Origin of the sequence: Rhizobium sp. S96, from assembly GCF_030382195.1 — a bacterium.
GTDB lineage: Bacteria > Pseudomonadota > Alphaproteobacteria > Rhizobiales > Rhizobiaceae > Rhizobium.
This window is the reverse complement of sequence record NZ_JAUDRY010000003.1, coordinates 59,835-76,706: the sequence shown is the minus strand read 5'-3', so window position 1 is coordinate 76,706 and position 16,872 is coordinate 59,835. Positions and strand designations below refer to the sequence as shown.

16 protein-coding genes are annotated in these 16,872 nt (G+C 60.6%); 13 read left to right on the top strand and 3 right to left on the bottom strand.

Annotated elements, in window-relative coordinates:
- Positions 1-4: 4 nt before the first annotated feature.
- The 7 genes from QTL94_RS01275 to folD all read left to right on the top strand — a co-directional run bounded on the left by QTL94_RS01275 (position 5) and on the right by folD (position 5,863).
- The gene (locus tag QTL94_RS01275) at positions 5-418 is read left to right on the top strand and encodes a hypothetical protein (protein ID WP_113520207.1); all 414 of its coding nucleotides are present in this window, start codon (positions 5-7) and stop codon (positions 416-418) included.
- 32 nt (positions 419-450) lie between these two features.
- A complete protein-coding gene (locus QTL94_RS01270; protein ID WP_065689528.1) occupies positions 451-1,014 on the top strand; it encodes a rod-binding protein in 564 nt (187 codons plus the stop codon).
- A gap of 18 nt (positions 1,015-1,032) precedes the next feature.
- A complete protein-coding gene (locus QTL94_RS01265; protein WP_065689529.1) occupies positions 1,033-1,398 on the top strand; it encodes a hypothetical protein in 366 nt (121 codons plus the stop codon).
- Entirely contained in the window at positions 1,398-1,928 is a 531-nt protein-coding gene (locus QTL94_RS01260) for a hypothetical protein (RefSeq protein WP_289800334.1), read from the top strand. Before QTL94_RS01265 ends, QTL94_RS01260 begins: the two co-directional genes overlap by 1 nt.
- Before the next feature lie 284 nt (positions 1,929-2,212).
- Positions 2,213-3,016: a WecB/TagA/CpsF family glycosyltransferase gene (locus tag QTL94_RS01255; RefSeq protein WP_289800757.1), complete on the top strand. Its 804-nt coding sequence runs from the start codon at positions 2,213-2,215 to the stop codon at positions 3,014-3,016.
- A gap of 97 nt (positions 3,017-3,113) precedes the next feature.
- Positions 3,114-4,838: a GumC domain-containing protein gene (locus tag QTL94_RS01250; protein WP_289800333.1), complete on the top strand. Its 1,725-nt coding sequence runs from the start codon at positions 3,114-3,116 to the stop codon at positions 4,836-4,838.
- Between the two features lie 125 nt (positions 4,839-4,963).
- Positions 4,964-5,863 carry a bifunctional methylenetetrahydrofolate dehydrogenase/methenyltetrahydrofolate cyclohydrolase FolD gene (gene folD, locus QTL94_RS01245; RefSeq protein ID WP_289800332.1) on the top strand — a complete coding sequence of 300 codons (900 nt, stop codon included), beginning with the start codon at positions 4,964-4,966 and terminating at the stop codon, positions 5,861-5,863.
- On the opposite strand, the gene QTL94_RS01240 is transcribed toward folD, so the two are convergent.
- The gene (locus tag QTL94_RS01240) at positions 5,842-6,888 is read right to left on the bottom strand and encodes a LacI family DNA-binding transcriptional regulator (RefSeq protein WP_113520204.1); all 1,047 of its coding nucleotides are present in this window, start codon (positions 6,886-6,888) and stop codon (positions 5,842-5,844) included. The two genes, folD and QTL94_RS01240, sit on opposite strands and share 22 nt — an antisense overlap.
- A 282-nt stretch (positions 6,889-7,170) precedes the next feature.
- Between QTL94_RS01240 and QTL94_RS01235 the strand changes: the two genes are divergently transcribed.
- From QTL94_RS01235 to QTL94_RS01210, 6 genes are all read left to right on the top strand, one after another.
- A complete protein-coding gene (locus QTL94_RS01235; RefSeq protein ID WP_289800331.1) occupies positions 7,171-8,532 on the top strand; it encodes an ABC transporter substrate-binding protein in 1,362 nt (453 codons plus the stop codon).
- 162 nt (positions 8,533-8,694) lie between these two features.
- The gene (locus QTL94_RS01230; protein WP_289800330.1) at positions 8,695-9,708 is read left to right on the top strand and encodes a carbohydrate ABC transporter permease; all 1,014 of its coding nucleotides are present in this window, start codon (positions 8,695-8,697) and stop codon (positions 9,706-9,708) included.
- Position 9,709: 1 nt separating this feature from the next.
- Positions 9,710-10,873, top strand: a complete 1,164-nt coding sequence (locus QTL94_RS01225) for a carbohydrate ABC transporter permease (RefSeq protein WP_289800329.1) — start codon at positions 9,710-9,712, stop codon at positions 10,871-10,873.
- 36 nt (positions 10,874-10,909) lie between these two features.
- Complete coding sequence (gene bglA, locus QTL94_RS01220) at positions 10,910-12,556, top strand: beta-galactosidase BglA (protein ID WP_065689537.1); 1,647 nt, start codon at positions 10,910-10,912, stop codon at positions 12,554-12,556.
- Between the two features lie 22 nt (positions 12,557-12,578).
- Positions 12,579-13,670: an ABC transporter ATP-binding protein gene (locus QTL94_RS01215; protein ID WP_065689538.1), complete on the top strand. Its 1,092-nt coding sequence runs from the start codon at positions 12,579-12,581 to the stop codon at positions 13,668-13,670.
- A 117-nt stretch (positions 13,671-13,787) separates the two neighbouring features.
- Positions 13,788-14,195, top strand: coding sequence for a hypothetical protein (locus tag QTL94_RS01210; RefSeq protein WP_289800328.1), 408 nt, complete (start codon positions 13,788-13,790; stop codon positions 14,193-14,195).
- Positions 14,196-14,289: 94 nt separating this feature from the next.
- On the opposite strand, the gene edd is transcribed toward QTL94_RS01210, so the two are convergent.
- Positions 14,290-16,110 carry a phosphogluconate dehydratase gene (edd, locus tag QTL94_RS01205; protein WP_065689539.1) on the bottom strand — a complete coding sequence of 607 codons (1,821 nt, stop codon included), beginning with the start codon at positions 16,108-16,110 and terminating at the stop codon, positions 14,290-14,292.
- 61 nt (positions 16,111-16,171) lie between these two features.
- Entirely contained in the window at positions 16,172-16,870 is a 699-nt protein-coding gene (pgl, locus tag QTL94_RS01200; RefSeq protein WP_289800327.1) for a 6-phosphogluconolactonase, read from the bottom strand.
- Between the last annotated feature and the right edge of the window lie 2 nt (positions 16,871-16,872).

Genomic DNA, 16,872 nt, shown 5'->3' with positions numbered 1-16,872 from the left:
GGCCATGGCGGAAAAAACACGCTCGCAAAAGCTCAAGCGGTTGGTAGCGGTCCAGCGTCATCTCGAACAGATGGCGGAGTATGATCTTGCCGAAACCAGCCGCCAGCGCGCCGAGGTCAATAACCAGATCGACAACGTCGTTCTGGCGCTGGGCTCGATGGATCCCGTGCACCACGCATTCTCCCAGAGTTATGCGGATCGGTTCAACCGATTGGGCATCAAGGACAAGCAGCTGAACGGCATGCAGGAAGTCCACGAAATGCGCGTCCGGCAGGAGCGTGCCAAGGGCGACCGCCTAGAGGACAACATGCGCGAGGCGCTCGACGGCGAACGGCGAGAGTCCGACGACAACGCGGTATATGATCTCATCGATCAAAAATTCGGTACACCAGCCTCCAGCAAGCTTCAAAAATCATAATCGTCACGATCTTAAATCAAGAGGATTGTGACTTGGCTATTTCACCTCCGAGTGATCTGGTCCTGGATGTTGTCAAAGCTGCCGACCCGCTAGAGGTCCAGGCGGCCCAGGAAAAACTGAAGGCGAACCAGGCGGCGTTTGCGGCCAACAGCCTTGCCGAAGCAGGCAATGGCTTTACGTCGGCGGTCGACGTACTCGATCGCGCGACAGGCAAGACCGGTCTCGGCGACACCAAGAACCGCGCCAAGACGGAAGAAATTCCGCAGACCTATCGCAAGTTCGAAGCGATGGTCCTGCAGAACTTCATCAAGAACATGCTGCCCAGCGACAGCGAGGACGTCTACGGCAAAGGCGCCACCGGAGATATCTGGAAGGGCATGATGGCCGAGCAGCTCGGCAACGAGATCTCCAAGGGCGAAGGCATCGGCGTCGCCAAGCAGCTTTATCACGATGCGCTGAAGAAGCAGGAAGGCCGGGTCGTCAACGCCTCCGCCGACCAGAACGATCGCAGTGTCGCGCTCAGCATGGTCGACGAATTCCAGCGCAAGACTTTCGGTACACCCACTGCGGACAACAAGTCCGCCAACGACGCCTAAGAAAATCGAGGAAAAGACATGGAAATAATCTCGAACGAATACCGCATCAAATCGGTTCTTGGACGCCTGGAAATGATCATCGAGAACGAGAACACGCGCATCGGCAACGATCCGCAGTTCGATCTCAAGGTATCGAATGCACACAAGAGCCGTTGCCTTTACGAGCTCTCGATGCTGTTCCGCGATACCGATCCCAAGGAATTGGCCGCTTCGCACCTCGATCAGCTGCACGGCCTGAAGAAGAAGCTCGTGCTGAACGCACGCCGCGTCGAGGCTCATCTGGAAGCCGTTCGCACGGTTGCCGACCTGCTGAAGAATGCTGTCCAGGACGCGGATGCTGACGGCACCTACTCGCAAGAGCAATTCGTAGCGCGTGATGCCTGATGATTAAGCTTGTTCTCACAGGTGTCTGGGTCTGCGCGGTTACGCTGGCATCGGTCTATTTTTCGGTGCACCTGGCGACGGCCCCTGCGCCGGCGCCGGATGAGTCCAAGCAGAGCCAGCTTGAGCTTGTGAAGGGCGAGAGTATCACCGTTCCCATCGTCCATGACGGTGCGGTTTCGGGCTACTTCCTCGGAAAAGTCTCGTTCATGATCAACAAGGATCTGGTCAAGAACGCTTCGCTGCCGCTGACCGAAATGACCACCGATGAGCTGTTTACGCTGCTCGTCGGCAACAAGATGGTCGACGTTTCGAACATGAAGGAGTTTGATCCGCAGGCCTTCCGCGACATGATCAAGAAGGACCTGAACCAGCATCTCGGCGGCGAATACATCGAGCAGGTGATGCTGGAGCAGCTCGACTACCTCTCGAAGGAAGACGTCAAGGCCAGCGAAACGGGCCAGCAGAAGAAGACCGGCAAGCCGGTCAACGTCGTTGCTCCCCAAGCGGTCAAGGATCCCGCCACGGAATAGTGGCAATGGCTTTTGACGTGAACGGCGCCTCTGGCGCCGTTTTGCGTTTCTGTCTTCCTCGGATGGTTAACACTTCCTTGAATAACGCCAGCGAATTCAATGGGTTTTCCTAAAGGTTGTTTGAATTTCCGTTGCTATAAGCTCCCTTGATGGGCTGACGTGTGCGCTTCTGGCGTGGACTCACACAATCCCAGGCGGACACGCTCGGGAGCTTCCCGGCGTGGATCAAGTCCTTTGTTGCCCGGGAAGCTGAACGCATGAAGCACTATCGTCAGGATGCAGGCATGAATCTGATTGCGAACTTCGCCGTCCTGTCGTCGCGTCGCACGATTTTCGATCTGCCGGTTTGCGACCTTGGATGGGATGACGCGCTGGTCTTCATCAACGAGCTGATCTCGATGCCGGTCGGACAGACGTCGATTTCATTCGTGAACGCCCACAATATTCTGATGACGCTGCGCGATAGCGAGTATCGCGGCATTCTCGCGCAAAACCTCGTGCTCCCTGATGGCATCGGTCTCAACATCGCTTCGCAGATCGAGCACGGTTCTCCGTTCCCGGCCAACCTGAACGGGACGGATTTCGTGCCGGCGCTGCTGACGTTCATGGAGCAGCCACGCCGTATCGGCTTGATCGGCGGTCGGCGCGAGGTCGTCGAAGCCGCCGCTGCAAACTTCCACCGCCATGCGCCCTGGCACGAGTTTGTGGTCGTCTCTGACGGCTTCTTCGACAAGGACAACCCTGTCGCCATCACCAGCGAGCTTGATCGCCAGAAGTTCGACATCATCATTGTCGGCATGGGTACGCCGCTCCAGGAAAAATGGGCGGCACGGCATATCCGTGCCGATCACGCCCGTCTGGTTCTCACAGTCGGCGCCCTGTTCGACTTCGTCTCCGGCAGCATTCCGCGCGCCCCGAAGGCTGTGCGGATGATGCGCATGGAGTGGGCCTATCGGTTGATGCAGGAGCCGACCCGTCTGTGGCGGCGATATGTTCTCGGCATTCCGCTCTTCCTGTACTTTGTCCTGCAGTACCGCTTCACCCGTCGCGGCCGCATTCTGGGGCAATCGCCCACCTATCGCCGCTGATCGCCGGTTAACCATTTCTTTGCCAAGAATGTTTAAGCTCGCTTAACCATCCGCAATCGCGGCTGGGGATCTATCGTTCTACGCATGAGATCTGGCGATGCGCGACCACCATTCGAAACGGCTGCCTCTTTCAAAGGCTGCGGTATCCCGCGGGCAGGAGCACGCTGGCGCGCCGGCTTCTGAAGACAAGGGTTGGTCGGTCGCCTCTCCGGAGGCGGAGTTGCTTCGCGTCATCGAGAAGACATTGCAGGCCCAGCGCGAACAACAGGAGCTTGCGGCCGATCAACAGCCATTGGTCAGCCGAATCGAGACCATCCTGGGTAAGCGCATCGAAGCGGCAAATGATGTCGGCACAACGGCCGAGCCGCTCACCGTCGAGCCACCAGCCGTCATTCAAGAAACGCACGCGATGGACCTTCGGACCCCCGCCGTCGCACGGCCGAAGACAACAGGGCGTTCGGCTTATGCGAGGTCGTGCGCGATCGTCGGCCTTCTGTGTGCCGCGGGTGCTGCCGGCGGTGCGCTGATGCCGGTCGAGCCATCTCGGTACCAGGCCGACGCCGTCTTCAAGGTCGACGCGCCCGCTGATACGCGTATGGCGTTCGCCCGGTCAGCCGAGAAGGCACTCCTGTCCCGACGGGCGATTGCCGCTGCTGTGACTGCGCTGCAGCTCGAACGCGATCCGGAATTCGCCGCCTCTGGTTCGGATGCGCTGACCGTGGCGGTCGACCTCCTCTCTGCCAGTGGCGCCGCGTCCGATCCGCTCTCGCGCGCTGAGGCATCGCTCGCCGCCGCTGTTCAAGCCACGACGGATGCGACCGGACAAACGATCGGTTTCAATGTCGTCACAGATTCTGCCGTCAAGTCCTCGAAGATCGCGGCTTACTTCGCGTCGACGATCGCTCGGCCCGTCGATGCCAACCACACGGAAGACGGTGCGCTGAAGAAGGCAAATGACGAGGCACAGCAAGCGCTCGCCGCCTTTACGCAGAGCAGCGGCGAAGGCAATGTCAAAGTCGCCGTCAGCCTGCAGCAGCAGATTGCCGATGCCGACGCGGAGCTCAAGGCGGCAGATCAACGGCTGCTGGACGCCAAGAGCAGGGCGGATCGCCTCGGTGGCGCCAAACTGGGCGATGTCCTGGCCGGTGCATTGCCGCCTGAAACCATGTCGCCCTCGCTCGAAGGACAGCGCAGCAAGTATGCGCTTGCAAAAAGCACGCTGGCTCAGCTCTCCGCGAGCCTGGGCCCAAGGCATCCGCGGCTGCTGGCTCAGCAGGCCGAGGTGGATGGGCTGACGACGGCGATCACGGCCGAGCTTGGCCGCTTGCAGCGGGACGCCGGCAACGACGCGAAATCCGCGGCAGCGGCAAAGCGAGCCCTGAACGATCGTCGCAACACGCTGATCGCACAGAGCCGCGATACGGGCGTCGACGTCGCGAAATTGACCGAACTGCGCGACAAGGCCAACGCCGCGCACACGCGCATGGAAGACAATATTCAGACGGGTAGCCTCTCGTCCGAAGCCGGGCACCTCTCGCTTGCCGGGGCGCCGCAGATCACCGCGGTATCGTCCGGCCGCGGCCCGTGGACGGCGCCTGTTCTTGGCGCCCTGGCTGGCCTGGTCTTCGGCATCGCCGCGACCTGGCGCCAGGCAAAGAACAAGCCGACGGCGAAGCCGATCACCGACGCTGTCGTTACCGAGCCATATCTCGACATGCCGGCACCAAGCCTGGAAACCGGCACTCCTGACGAAATTGAGGTCCTCCGCACGGAGCTCTCGGTCATGCGGGAAAAGCTGAAATCCTACGCTGCGGCATCGTGAATTCCGTCTTGGCTGCGGCACGATTGTTCTTGCATTTGTCGTTTTAAGCAGGATAGGGCGTGGACAGGCAAATAGCGCTGAACGCCACCGGCTAAGATGAGCGAAAGCAAGGGCAGGAGACAGTCTTGACGACAGTAATCGACGGTAAACAGGTCGCGGCTTCCGTAATTGAAACGGTCAAGGCGTCCGCATCGGCCCTTCACAAGCAAAGTGGCGTCCAGACGGGTCTTGCAGTCGTGATCGTCGGTGACGATCCGGCCAGCCACGCCTATGTCAATTCCAAGAGCAAGATGGCCAAGGAATGCGGCTTCAAGTCGATACAGCATACCTTGCCGGTCGAGACGACCCAGGAGGAACTGGCGGCGCTCGTTGCGACGCTTAACGCTGATCCCTCGATTCACGGCATCCTTGTCCAGCTGCCGCTGCCGAAGCACCTGAAATCTGAGCCGATCATCCAGTCGATCTTGCCGGAGAAAGACGTGGACGGCTTGCATGTCGTCAACGCCGGCAAGCTTGCGACCGGCGATCTGGAGACCGGTCTTGTGTCTTGCACGCCCGCCGGCGCCATGGTTTTCGTGCGTCGCACGCATGGCGAAGACCTGTCGGGGCTGAATGCCGTCGTGATCGGCCGATCGAACCTTTTCGGCAAGCCGATGGCGCAGCTCCTGCTGAACGCGAACGCCACCGTAACCGTTGCCCATTCCCGCACCAGGGACTTGCCGGCGGTCTGCCGCAACGCCGACATTCTGGTAGCCGCCGTCGGTCGTCCCGAAATGGTCAAGGCGGATTGGGTAAAGCCCGGTGCAACGGTCATCGATGTCGGCATCAATCGCATTCCAGCGCCTGAAAAGGGCGAGGGCAAGACCCGCCTGGTCGGCGATGTCGCGTTCGACGAGGCTGCAAGGGTCGCGGAAGTCATCACTCCCGTTCCCGGTGGCGTCGGGCCGATGACCATCGCGATGCTGATGGCCAATACCGTCGTTGCGGCTCACCGTTCAGCCGGTCAGACGCCACCCAAGTTCTGATCCTGCCGCGGGACAGGGCCCGTCGAGGCCCTGACGATCAGCTCGGTTTTCCAAAGCTCCTGCTCGGGGTAGGGGGCGTCTTGCTTCACCGTTGCGATCAGTCGCTGGGCAATCCGTATGCCGGCGGCGCGCAGCGATGAGCGCGTGGTGGTCAACGGCACCGAGAAGTTTTCCGGCCTCAGATGCGGCAGCACGTCGTCGTGCGCGATCAGCGAAATGTCTTCCCCGAGCTTCAGTCCGGCCTGATTGACGGCGCGAATGGCGCCGAGCGCCAGAACCGTGCTTGAACAGAGGATTGCTGTCGGACGATCCGGCAATTGCAGAAAGCGTTCCGTTGCGAATTGCCCGTGCTCGTCGGTCATCGTCGTGTGGCTGGCGCAGTCTTCGGGCAGGTCGAGGCCTCGCTCGGCGAGCGCCGCCACCAGACCGTTCTTGCGACGGATGGCAAAATCGAGATGCGCCGGGCCGTTCAGAAGTGCGAACCGCGTGTGTCCGAGCTGGAGCAGCAGCCGCGCGGCGTCATAGAAGGCGCCCTCGTTGTCGATGTCGAGATAAGGGTAATCGGGCTCGGAGCCGAAAGAGCGCCCGTGTACCAGAAACGGCATGGAAAGCGACTTCAGCATCGGCAGGCGCGGATCGTGGCCGCGCATATAGGCGACGAACAAGGCGTCGACGTTGCCGCTGATGGCCAGTCGTCGCAAGGCGCCGACCTCGTCATTGGGATCAGCCGGCATGATGACGAAGTGAAAATCGTGCCGAACCGCCTCCTCCCCGAGCCCCGTCAGAAACTCGCCGAAATGAACGTCGGAATAGTGGTCGGGGGCGGTTGGCATGACAAGCCCGATCGAGCCCGCCTTGCCGGTCGCGAGCCGCTGAGCAGCCTTGTTGGGCCTATAGCCCGTTTCCTTCACCGCCTGCAGTACGCGTTCGCGCGTCGCCTCGTTGACTTCGGGATAACCGTTCAACGCACGGCTCACCGTCGTCTGCGACAGACCGAGCAATTCTGATAGCTGTTTGAGGTTCACGTGTTATGCTTCCTCCCACTCGCTTTGGGTGTCATCTTCTCCCAAATGCATCCAAAGCGCTTTTAATTATGTAGCAGTTGCGCCGCTTGACTCAAGAAAAATCGCTCCATATTCCGATGGAAGCATTGCTGCGCTGCGATAATTGGGCGTGATAAGGCAGTTTTTGCGAAATGGCTTGACTCTTTTCCGCCGACGGTGAAATGAGTGAGGTGTCAAAGCGCTTTGGAATTATATTCGAATAGTTGCAGGGCGTGATTAGGATTGTGATGGGAGGTTGATCACATGAAAAAGTCATTCTTGGTGAGCGTCGCCGTTGCGGCGCTTTTTGCCGGTGCCGCTTCCGCTGCTGATTTGAAGTTCGCGCCGGGCGAAGATTCGAAGTTCAACTGGAAGAGCTACGACGAGTTCAAGGCCGCTCACGCCGATCTCAAGGGCGAGCAGCTGACGATCTTCGGACCGTGGCGCGGCGAAGACGAAGCATTCTTCCGCAGCATCCTCGCCTATTTCACCGAAGCGACCGGCATCGATGCCAAGTACTCGTCTTCGGAAAACTATGAGCAGCAGATCGTCATCGATACGCAGGCCGGCTCGCCGCCGAATATTGCGATCCTGCCGCAGCCTGGCCTTCTGGCGGACCTTGCAAGCAAGGGCTTCCTGACGCCGCTCGGCGACGATACATCCAAGTGGGTCAAGGATAACTATGGCGCCGGCGACAGCTGGGTCGGCTACGGTACCTACAAGGGCAAGGATGGCAAGGAAGCCTTCTACGCTTTCCCTTACAAGGCTGACGTGAAGTCGCTGGTCTGGTACGTTCCTGAGAACTTCAAGGAAGCGGGCTACAAGGTTCCGACGACCATGGAAGAGCTTCATGCTCTGACCGACCAGATCGTCAAGGACGGTGGCGTTCCGTGGTGCATCGGTCTTGGTTCCGGCGGCGCGACCGGTTGGCCGGCAACCGACTGGATCGAAGACATCATGCTGCGTCAGCAGAAGCCTGATGTCTACGACAAGTGGACCACCAACGAAGTCAAGTTCACCGATCCGGCCGTTGTTGCCGCTATCGAGGAATTCGGCTCGTTCGCCAAGAACGAGAAGTATGTCAGCGGTGGCGTTGCAGCCGTCGCGGCGACCGACTTCCGCGATAGCCCGAAGGGTCTCTTCGGCGTGCCGCCGAAGTGCTACCTGCACCACCAGGCATCGTTCATTCCGTCCTTCTTCCCTGAAGGCACGAAGCTCGGTCAGGATGCGGACTTCTTCTACATGCCGACCTACGCGTCGCACGCGGATCTGGGCAAGCCGGTTCTCGGCGCAGGCACGCTGGTCACGATCGCCAAGGATTCCAAGTCTGCTCGTGCCTTCGTCGACTTCCTGAAGACGCCGATCGCCCATGAAGTCTGGATGGCCCAGTCGAGCTTCCTGACGCCATACAAGGGTGTCAACACGGCCGCTTACGCCAATGACCAGATGAAGAAGGAAGGCGAGATCCTGACGACCGCCACCACATTCCGCTTCGACGGTTCCGACCTGATGCCGGGCAAGATCGGCGCGGGTGCTTTCTGGACCGGCATGGTCGATTTCGTTGGTGGCAAGTCTGCTGAAGACACCGCCAAGGAAATCCAGAGCGCCTGGGATGGCATCAAGTAACATCGCCTGAATATCCATGCCGCCGGTTCCGGCGGCATGGTCGCAATGCCTGGCCGGACGCTCTCGCAAGCGCCGGCCATCGCCGCCTTATGTGCCGAAAGTCATTCGCAAGCGCACCGGCGGATTGGCCCTGAATAGACAAGGGTAGCAGGGGAGGGACGAATGCTATCGCAGATAGTTTCCGCTTTGGGAGTTGTGGTCGTCGCGGTTTTCGCATGCTCGGCCTATTTCTATTTCTCGAACAAGATCCTGGATCTGGCGCTTCCGGTGAAGGATGGCGACATCCGCACTGCGTCGCAAAACTTGAACCGCCGCTCGGTGATCCGGCCGTGGCTGTTTCTGTTTCCCGCGCTCTTCCTCCTGATCGTCTATCTCGTCTATCCCGTCGTCGCGACGCTGATCCTGTCCTTCTATGATCGGTCCGGCGCCGAATTCGTCGGGCTCGCGAACTACAAGTGGGCCTTGGGTGACCGCGAATTCCGCCAGTCGATCTTCAACAATATTCTCTGGCTGGCGGTCGTGCCGGCGGCCTGCACCTTCTTCGGTCTTGTCATTGCCGTCATGACCGACCGCATCTGGTGGGGCAACATCGCCAAGAGCATCGTCTTCATGCCGATGGCGATCTCCTTCGTCGGTGCCTCGGTCATCTGGAAGTTCATCTACGAATACCGCGGCGGCAACGACACGCAGATCGGTCTTCTGAACGCGATCGTCCAGCTGTTTGGCGGCACCCCGCAGGTGTGGATTTCGGTGCCTTTCTGGAACAACTTCTTCCTGATGATCATCCTCATCTGGATCCAGACCGGCTTTGCCATGGTCATCCTGTCCGCGGCCTTGCGCGGCATTCCCGAGGAGACGATCGAGGCTGCCGTCATCGATGGCGCCAACGGCTGGCAAATCTTCTGGCGCATCATGGTGCCGCAGGTATGGGGCACGATCGCCGTCGTCTGGACGACGATCACCATCCTCGTGCTGAAGGTCTTCGACATCGTGCTCACCATGACGAACGGGCAGTGGAATTCGATGGTGCTCGCGAACCTGATGTTCAACTGGCTGTTCAGGGGCGGCGGCGACAGCGGACGAAGCGCTGTGATCGCGCTGATCATCATGCTGGCCGTGACGCCGATCATGGTCTGGAACGTTCGCCGTGCGAACCGCGAGCTGGGAGGCCATTGAGATGACCCTGTCAGGTAGTTTCTTCAAGATCGGCCCAGCCCGTCTTTTCGTTCACTTCGCGGTGCTCGTCATCGTCATCATCTGGCTGATACCGACGCTCGGCATTTTCGTCAGTGCCTTGCGAGACAAGGACCAGCTCGTTTCCTCTGGTTGGTGGACGGCATTCGCCGGCTCCTCCCGTACGGTCGCGTCGCGCCTTGGCCAGCCGGACCTGCAGAAGCAGGACGGTGCCGTCTACGTCATTTCAGGCAATGTTCTCGAAGGGCAACAGGGTCGCTCGATCCGCGCCTTCGGCACGCGTGTCCAACAGCCGTCCGCTTACAAGGCCGGCGAGACAGCTGATCTCGGCGACGGCCTCTCGCTCACAGTCAACGAGGACGGCAGCTATCGCTATACGAAACCCGCCGCCTTCGGCCCGGATGACGGTGGCCGACGCGTCTACATTTCAGTTGCCACGCCGCCGGAATTCACGTTGCAGAACTACCGGAACGTTCTCACCAGCGAAGGCATCGGGCAGTCCTTTATCAACTCGCTCACGGTTACGGTCCCGGCAACGATTATCCCGATCCTGATCGCTGCCTTTGCCGCCTACGCATTGAGCTGGATGGAGTTCCCAGGTCGTGCTCTGCTGATCGCGCTCGTGGTCGGACTGATTGTCGTGCCGCTGCAGATGTCGCTTATCCCACTTCTGCGCCTCTACAATCACGTCGGGATGCTGCTTGATGCGCCGTCCAAGACCTACCCCGGCATCTGGCTTGCGCACACCGCCTTCGGCATGCCGCTCGCGATCTATCTGCTCCGCTCCTATATTGCGGGCTTGCCGAGAGAGATCATCGAATCGGCGCGCGTCGATGGCGCGAGCGACTTCGAAATCTTCACCCGTATCGTACTGCCCTTGTCCTTCCCGGCGCTCGCGTCCTTCGCGATCTTCCAGTTCCTTTGGGTGTGGAACGACCTGCTTGTCGCCATGGTCTTCCTCGGCACCGACAGGGACCACCTCGTGCTAACAGGAGCCTTGAATGCGCTCCTCGGTTCGCGCGGCGGCAACTGGGAGATCCTGACGGCCTCGGCATTCGTCACCATCATCGTACCGCTGCTCGTCTTCTTCGCCTTGCAGCGCTATCTGGTGCGTGGCCTACTCTCGGGCTCGGTCAAGGGCGGCTAGAAATCCCAAGACGAAATCCAACAGGACCAAACGAGCATGGCATCTCAATCCATTTTGACGGCGGACAAGGACTGGTGGCGTGGCGCGGTGATCTATCAGATCTACCCGCGCTCCTTCCAGGATTCGAACGGCGACGGCATCGGCGACCTGAAGGGCATCACCGCCCGCCTGCCGCACGTGGCGTCGCTTGGCGCGGACGCGATCTGGATTTCGCCCTTCTTCACGTCGCCGATGCGCGATTTCGGCTATGACGTCTCCGATTATGAGAATGTCGACGCCATCTTCGGCACGCTGGTGGATTTCGACACGATGATTGCCGAGGCGCATCGCCTCGGCATTCGCGTGATGATCGACCTTGTCATCTCGCACAGCTCGGATCAGCACCCATGGTTTGTGGAGAGCCGGTCCAGCCGGACCAACGCCAAGGCGGATTGGTACGTTTGGGCGGATTCCAAGCCGGACGGCACACCGCCAAACAACTGGCTGTCGATCTTCGGCGGCTCCGCATGGGCGTGGGATCCGACGCGCATGCAATATTACATGCACAACTTCCTGACCTCGCAGCCGGACATGAACTTGCATAATCCCGAGGTGCAGGATCGCCTGCTCGACGTCGTGCGCTTCTGGCTGAAGCGTGGTGTCGATGGCTTCCGTCTCGACACCATCAACTTCTATTTCCACGACAAGCAGTTGCGCGACAATCCGGCGCTCGCGCCTGAGCGGCGCAACGCATCGACCGCGCCGGCCGTTAACCCCTACAATTTCCAGGAACACGTCTACGACAAGAACCGCCCTGAGAACATCGAGTTCCTGAAGCGGTTCCGCGCCGTGCTCGAGGAGTTTCCGGCGATCGCCGCCGTGGGCGAAGTCGGCGACAGCCAGCGCGGCCTGGAGATCGTTGGCGAGTACACATCGGGCAACGACAAGATGCACATGTGCTACGCCTTCGAGTTCCTGGCGCCGGATCCGCTGTCGCCGGAACGCGTCGAGGAGGTCATGGAAGACTTCTCCGCTGCTGCGCCGGATGGCTGGGCCTGCTGGGCGTTTTCCAACCACGACGTCATGCGCCACGTCAGCCGCTGGGGTTCGCTGGTCGCCGACCGCGAAGCCTTCGCCAAGCAATATGCCTCATTGCTGATGACGCTGCGCGGTTCCGTCTGCATCTACCAGGGCGAGGAACTGGGGTTGACTGAAGCCGATCTGGCCTACGAGGACCTGCAGGATCCCTATGGCATCCAGTTCTGGCCGGAGTTCAAGGGCCGTGATGGTTGCCGCACACCGATGGTATGGGACAGCCAGGTCGCCCAGGGCGGGTTCTCGACGGTCAAGCCGTGGTTGCCGGTCCCGGTCGAACATATCCTGCGCGCGGTCAGCGTTCAGCAGGGGGACGAGAACTCGGTGCTCGAGCACTATCGGCGGTTCCTTGCCTTCCGCAAGCAATACCCGGCCTTCGCCAAGGGTGAGATCGAGTTCGCCGAGCCGCAGGACGACGTGCTGATCTTCATCCGCGAACATGGTAACGAGAAGCTGCTCTGCGTCTTCAACATGAGCCCCGTCGAAAGCAACGTTGTTTTGCCGGCAGGCGATTGGCAAGCGTTGACGGGTCATGGTTTCGTCAGCAATAACTATGGTGACAAGATCGATATTCCGGCTTGGGGTGCGTATTTCGCTCGCCTTGCCTAAGGGACTCTGGAGGAGGAACTAGATGACTGGACTGACGCTCAAGGACATTCGCAAATCCTATGGTTCCGTGGACGTGCTCCACGGGATCGACCTGGATATCAAGGAAGGCGAATTCGTAGTCTTCGTCGGTCCGTCGGGCTGCGGCAAGTCGACGCTGCTGCGCATGATCGCCGGCCTCGAGAACATCACGGGCGGCGACATGTACATCGATGGCCAGCTGGTCAACGATGTTCCGCCCTCCAAGCGCGGCATCGCCATGGTCTTCCAGTCCTATGCGCTTTACCCGCACATGACTGTTTACGACAACATGGCCTTCGGCATGAAAATCGCCGGTGAGAACAAGCAGGAAATCGACCGTCGCGTTCGCGCGGCAGCCGAGAGCCTGCAGCTCACCAAGTATCTCGATCGCCTCCCGAAGGCGCTCTCCGGCGGTCAGCGCCAGCGCGTGGCCATCGGTCGCGCCATCTGCCGTAATCCGAAGGTCTTCCTCTTCGATGAGCCTTTGTCGAACCTCGACGCGGCGCTGCGCGTCGCCACGCGTATCGAGATCGCGCGTCTCAACGAGCAGATGGCTGATACGACGATGATCTACGTCACCCACGACCAGGTCGAGGCGATGACGCTTGCCGACCGCATCGTGGTTCTGTCTGCGGGCAACATCGAGCAGGTCGGTGCACCGCTCGAACTCTACGAGCGCCCGGCCAATCTCTTCGTCGCCAAGTTCATCGGCTCGCCAGCCATGAACGTCATCCCGGCAACGATCACCGAAGCCGGTGGTACAACGACGGTCACGCTGACGGGCGGCAAGTCGGTAACCCTCGATATCCCGACCGCCGCCTCCGAAAAGGGCAAGACGGCCAGCTTCGGCGTCCGTCCCGAGGACCTGCGCATCGCCGGCCCGACGGACGACTATCTCTTCGAGGGCGAAGTCTCGATCGTCGAAGCGCTGGGCGAAGTAACCTTGCTCTACATCGAAGGCCTTGTTCAGGGAGAGCCGATCATCGTCAAGCTGCCGGGCATCTATGATGTGAAGCGCGGCCAGAAGATGCATTTTTCGGCTGACCGCTCGAAGCTGCATCTCTTCGATGCCGACGGTCGTACCTACCGCAAATAATCCACCAGCCATTTTTGGGCCGTTGATCAAAAACGGCCCAAATCGGAACGGCTCTCACCTTCTGTTAAAGGTTCGATTGGTAAGATTCCCCCATTGCATTTCTAGGGGACTACGGCCATGGCTGCATCCAATCAGCTTCCCGGACATTTTCTGAACAAGGAAGAATCCTTCATGTACGACCGCGAAGTGCGGTTCAAGATGGAGGACACGATGAACGCTGCCCGTATCGAGTATACGGAGAAGGGCGTTCTAAACATGGCGTCCCGGCGTTGCGACATCATCCGGATTTCCAAGAGCAGCGCTGTCCTTGCGATCCTGACGCAGTTCAATCTTCCGAGGCAGTTCTACCTCGATCTCCCCGACGCGCGCATCACCAAGATCGGCTGCATGCTGACGCGGGTGAACGCAAACAACACCGTCGAAGTCCGCTTCCTGCGCATGTTGACCGACAAGGAACTCAACAAGATCTTCGTCTACAGCAGCCACCCCGCCCACCGCGACCGCGTGCTTGATATCAGGGGCTGACGATCGTCCCTTTCGAGCTAGCCATTAAATGACAAAACCCGCGAGACAGCCTCGCGGGTTTTTCGTTTTCGGGACCGTTCGGGCCGCCGCGTCCTCAGTGGAAGAGGACGCTTGCACCGCGGTCGGAGGCGCCGACTGCGCGTCGGAAGGGTGCAAACAGTTCGCGACCCATGCCGAACTCGTTGTCGGACAGATCGGCGACCACCGATTCCCGCTCGGCCAGATCGGCTGCATCCACCAGGACTTCAAGCGTGCCCGCGATCGCATCGAGACGGATGATGTCGCCGTCCTTGATGCGTGCGATCGGCCCGCCATCGACAGCCTCCGGCGTGACGTGGATCGCTGCCGGTACCTTCCCCGATGCGCCGGACATGCGACCATCGGTGAGCAGGGCAACCCGGAAGCCGCGATCCTGCAGCACGCCGAGCGGCGGCGTCAGTTTGTGCAGTTCCGGCATGCCGTTGGCCTTCGGGCCCTGGAAGCGGACGACAGCGACGAAATCCTTGTTCAGCTTGCCTTCCTTAAAGGCATCCTGCAGCTCCTGCTGGCTATGGAAGACGATAGCCGGGGCTTCGATGATGTGGCGGTCGGCCTTAACCGCGGAGATCTTGATGACCGCCTTGCCGACATTGCCGCGCAGCATCTTCAGGCCGCCATTGGCCTGGAACGGCGTTTCGATGTTGGCGAGAACCTTCGGGTCCACGCTCTTTTCGGGCGACGGTTCGCGAACGATGCCGCCATCCTCGCCGAGGCGCGGATCGATCGTGTAGGCCTGCAGCCCGTGGCCGAAGACCGTGCGGACGTCTTCGTGAACGAGGCCGTGCTTCAACAGTTCCTTGATCAGGAAGCCCATGCCGCCAGCGGCATGGAAGTGGTTCACATCGGCAAGGCCGTTCGGGTAGACGCGCGCCAGCAACGGCACGACCTCGGACAGCTCGGCGATATCCTGCCAGGTCAGCTGGATACCGGCAGCGCGGGCCATGGCGACAAGATGAAGGGTGTGGTTCGTCGAGCCGCCGGTGGCATGCAGGCCGACCACGCCGTTGACGATCGAACGCTCGTCGATCATCTCGCCGGCAGGCGTGTATTCGTTGCCCTGTGCGGTGATTGCAAGCGCACGCTTGGCGGCTTCGCGCGTGAAGGCTTCGCGCAGCGGCGTGCCCGGGTTGATGAACGACGACCCGGGCATATGGAAGCCCATGATCTCCATCAGCATCTGGTTGGAGTTGGCGGTGCCGTAGAAGGTGCAGGTGCCGGGGCCATGGTAGGACTTGGATTCCGCTTCCAGCAGCTCCGCACGGCCAACCTTGCCTTCAGCGTAGAGCTGGCGGACGCGTGACTTCTCGTCATTCGGCAGGCCAGATGTCATCGGTCCTGCTGGAACGAAGATAGCAGGCAGGTGCCCGAAGGAGAGCGCTGCAATCACCAGGCCGGGAACGATCTTGTCGCAGACGCCGAGATAAAGTGCCGCGTCGAACATGTTATGCGACAGGCCGACGCCCGCGGCCATCGCGATCAGATCGCGGGAGAATAGCGAAAGCTCCATGCCGGGCTGGCCTTGGGTGACGCCGTCGCACATGGCGGGCACGGCGCCTGCCACCTGGGCGATGCCGCCTGCTTCCGCCGCCGCCTGGCGGATGATCGCCGGGTAGGTTTCGAAAGGCTGGTGGGCCGAGAGCATGTCATTGTAGGAGGTGATGATGCCGAGATTGGCCACGCGGTCGCCCGCGAGGGCCTCCTTCTCGGCGGGGGAACAGACGGCAAATCCGTGGGCGAGGTTCGCGCAGCCGAGTATCGAGCGGCTCACGCCCTTGGAAGCTGCGTTGCGCAGGCGTTCGAGATAGACGCCGCGGGTCGGTTTGGAGCGTTCGACAATACGTGCGGTAATCGCAGCAATGCGTGAATGAGCGGACATGGGAGATCCTGCCTTTGTCTGGTCTTCAATGTGTCTGTTCGCCGGCTCCGTGCCTGGCTGCTTACGGAGCCCAGTAGATATCGACCGGCGAAGCGGCGCGGCGCAGAATGGCGCGGATCGGCATGTCTGCCTCGTCGCCGTTGCCTTCTGCCTTCGTCAGGACGTCTTTCTTGCTCTCGCCTTCGATATGAAGCACGAGCAGCCTGGCGTCCCGCAGGCTTGAAAAGGTAAAGGTAAGGCGAGGCTCGCCAGCACCTTCCGCGTCCATGGTAATGATGCCGCGCGGGGTCGTTGGATCAAGTGCCACGGCAAGATTGTTCCCGCCGGGGAAGAACGATGCCGTATGGCCATCGCCGCCCATGCCGAGAATGGCTACGTCGAACGGATTTCCGATCGCCTGCGTCGCGGTGGTCGCGAGCTTGGCGGCGTCCTCGACGGAACCGGCGGCCTGATAGAGCGGCTGGAAGGTCGCGGCGGTCGCCTTGTTCTGAAGCAGGTTGGTCGCCACCAGCAGGTGGTTCGAGCGCGGATTGTCGGCGGGCACGAAGCGTTCGTCGACGAGCGTGATCGTGACCTTGCTCCAGTCCAGGTCGCGCGTCGACAGCTCCTGGAAGAAGAGTTTCGGCGTCGAGCCGCCGGAAACGGCGATGCTCGCCGTCCCCCGTGATGCAATGGCCGTCGAAAGCGATGCGGCGACCTTGTCTGCGAGGTTGCGCGCCAGTTCGGCGGCATTGGCAAAAGTGTGCATCGTCGCTGCCATCG

Coding starts and splice junctions, on each gene's coding strand:
- QTL94_RS01275 (WP_113520207.1), top strand. CDS start 5: ATGGCGGAAAAAACACGCTCGCAAAAGCTCAAGCGGTTGGTAGCGGTC.
- QTL94_RS01265 (WP_065689529.1), top strand. CDS start 1,033: ATGGAAATAATCTCGAACGAATACCGCATCAAATCGGTTCTTGGACGC.
- QTL94_RS01260 (WP_289800334.1), top strand. CDS start 1,398: ATGATTAAGCTTGTTCTCACAGGTGTCTGGGTCTGCGCGGTTACGCTG.
- QTL94_RS01255 (WP_289800757.1), top strand. CDS start 2,213: ATGAATCTGATTGCGAACTTCGCCGTCCTGTCGTCGCGTCGCACGATT.
- QTL94_RS01250 (WP_289800333.1), top strand. CDS start 3,114: ATGCGCGACCACCATTCGAAACGGCTGCCTCTTTCAAAGGCTGCGGTA.
- QTL94_RS01235 (WP_289800331.1), top strand. CDS start 7,171: ATGAAAAAGTCATTCTTGGTGAGCGTCGCCGTTGCGGCGCTTTTTGCC.
- QTL94_RS01230 (WP_289800330.1), top strand. CDS start 8,695: ATGCTATCGCAGATAGTTTCCGCTTTGGGAGTTGTGGTCGTCGCGGTT.
- QTL94_RS01225 (WP_289800329.1), top strand. CDS start 9,710: ATGACCCTGTCAGGTAGTTTCTTCAAGATCGGCCCAGCCCGTCTTTTC.
- bglA (WP_065689537.1), top strand. CDS start 10,910: ATGGCATCTCAATCCATTTTGACGGCGGACAAGGACTGGTGGCGTGGC.
- QTL94_RS01215 (WP_065689538.1), top strand. CDS start 12,579: ATGACTGGACTGACGCTCAAGGACATTCGCAAATCCTATGGTTCCGTG.
- QTL94_RS01210 (WP_289800328.1), top strand. CDS start 13,788: ATGGCTGCATCCAATCAGCTTCCCGGACATTTTCTGAACAAGGAAGAA.
- edd (WP_065689539.1), bottom strand. CDS start 16,110: ATGTCCGCTCATTCACGCATTGCTGCGATTACCGCACGTATTGTCGAA.
- pgl (WP_289800327.1), bottom strand. CDS start 16,870: ATGGCAGCGACGATGCACACTTTTGCCAATGCCGCCGAACTGGCGCGC.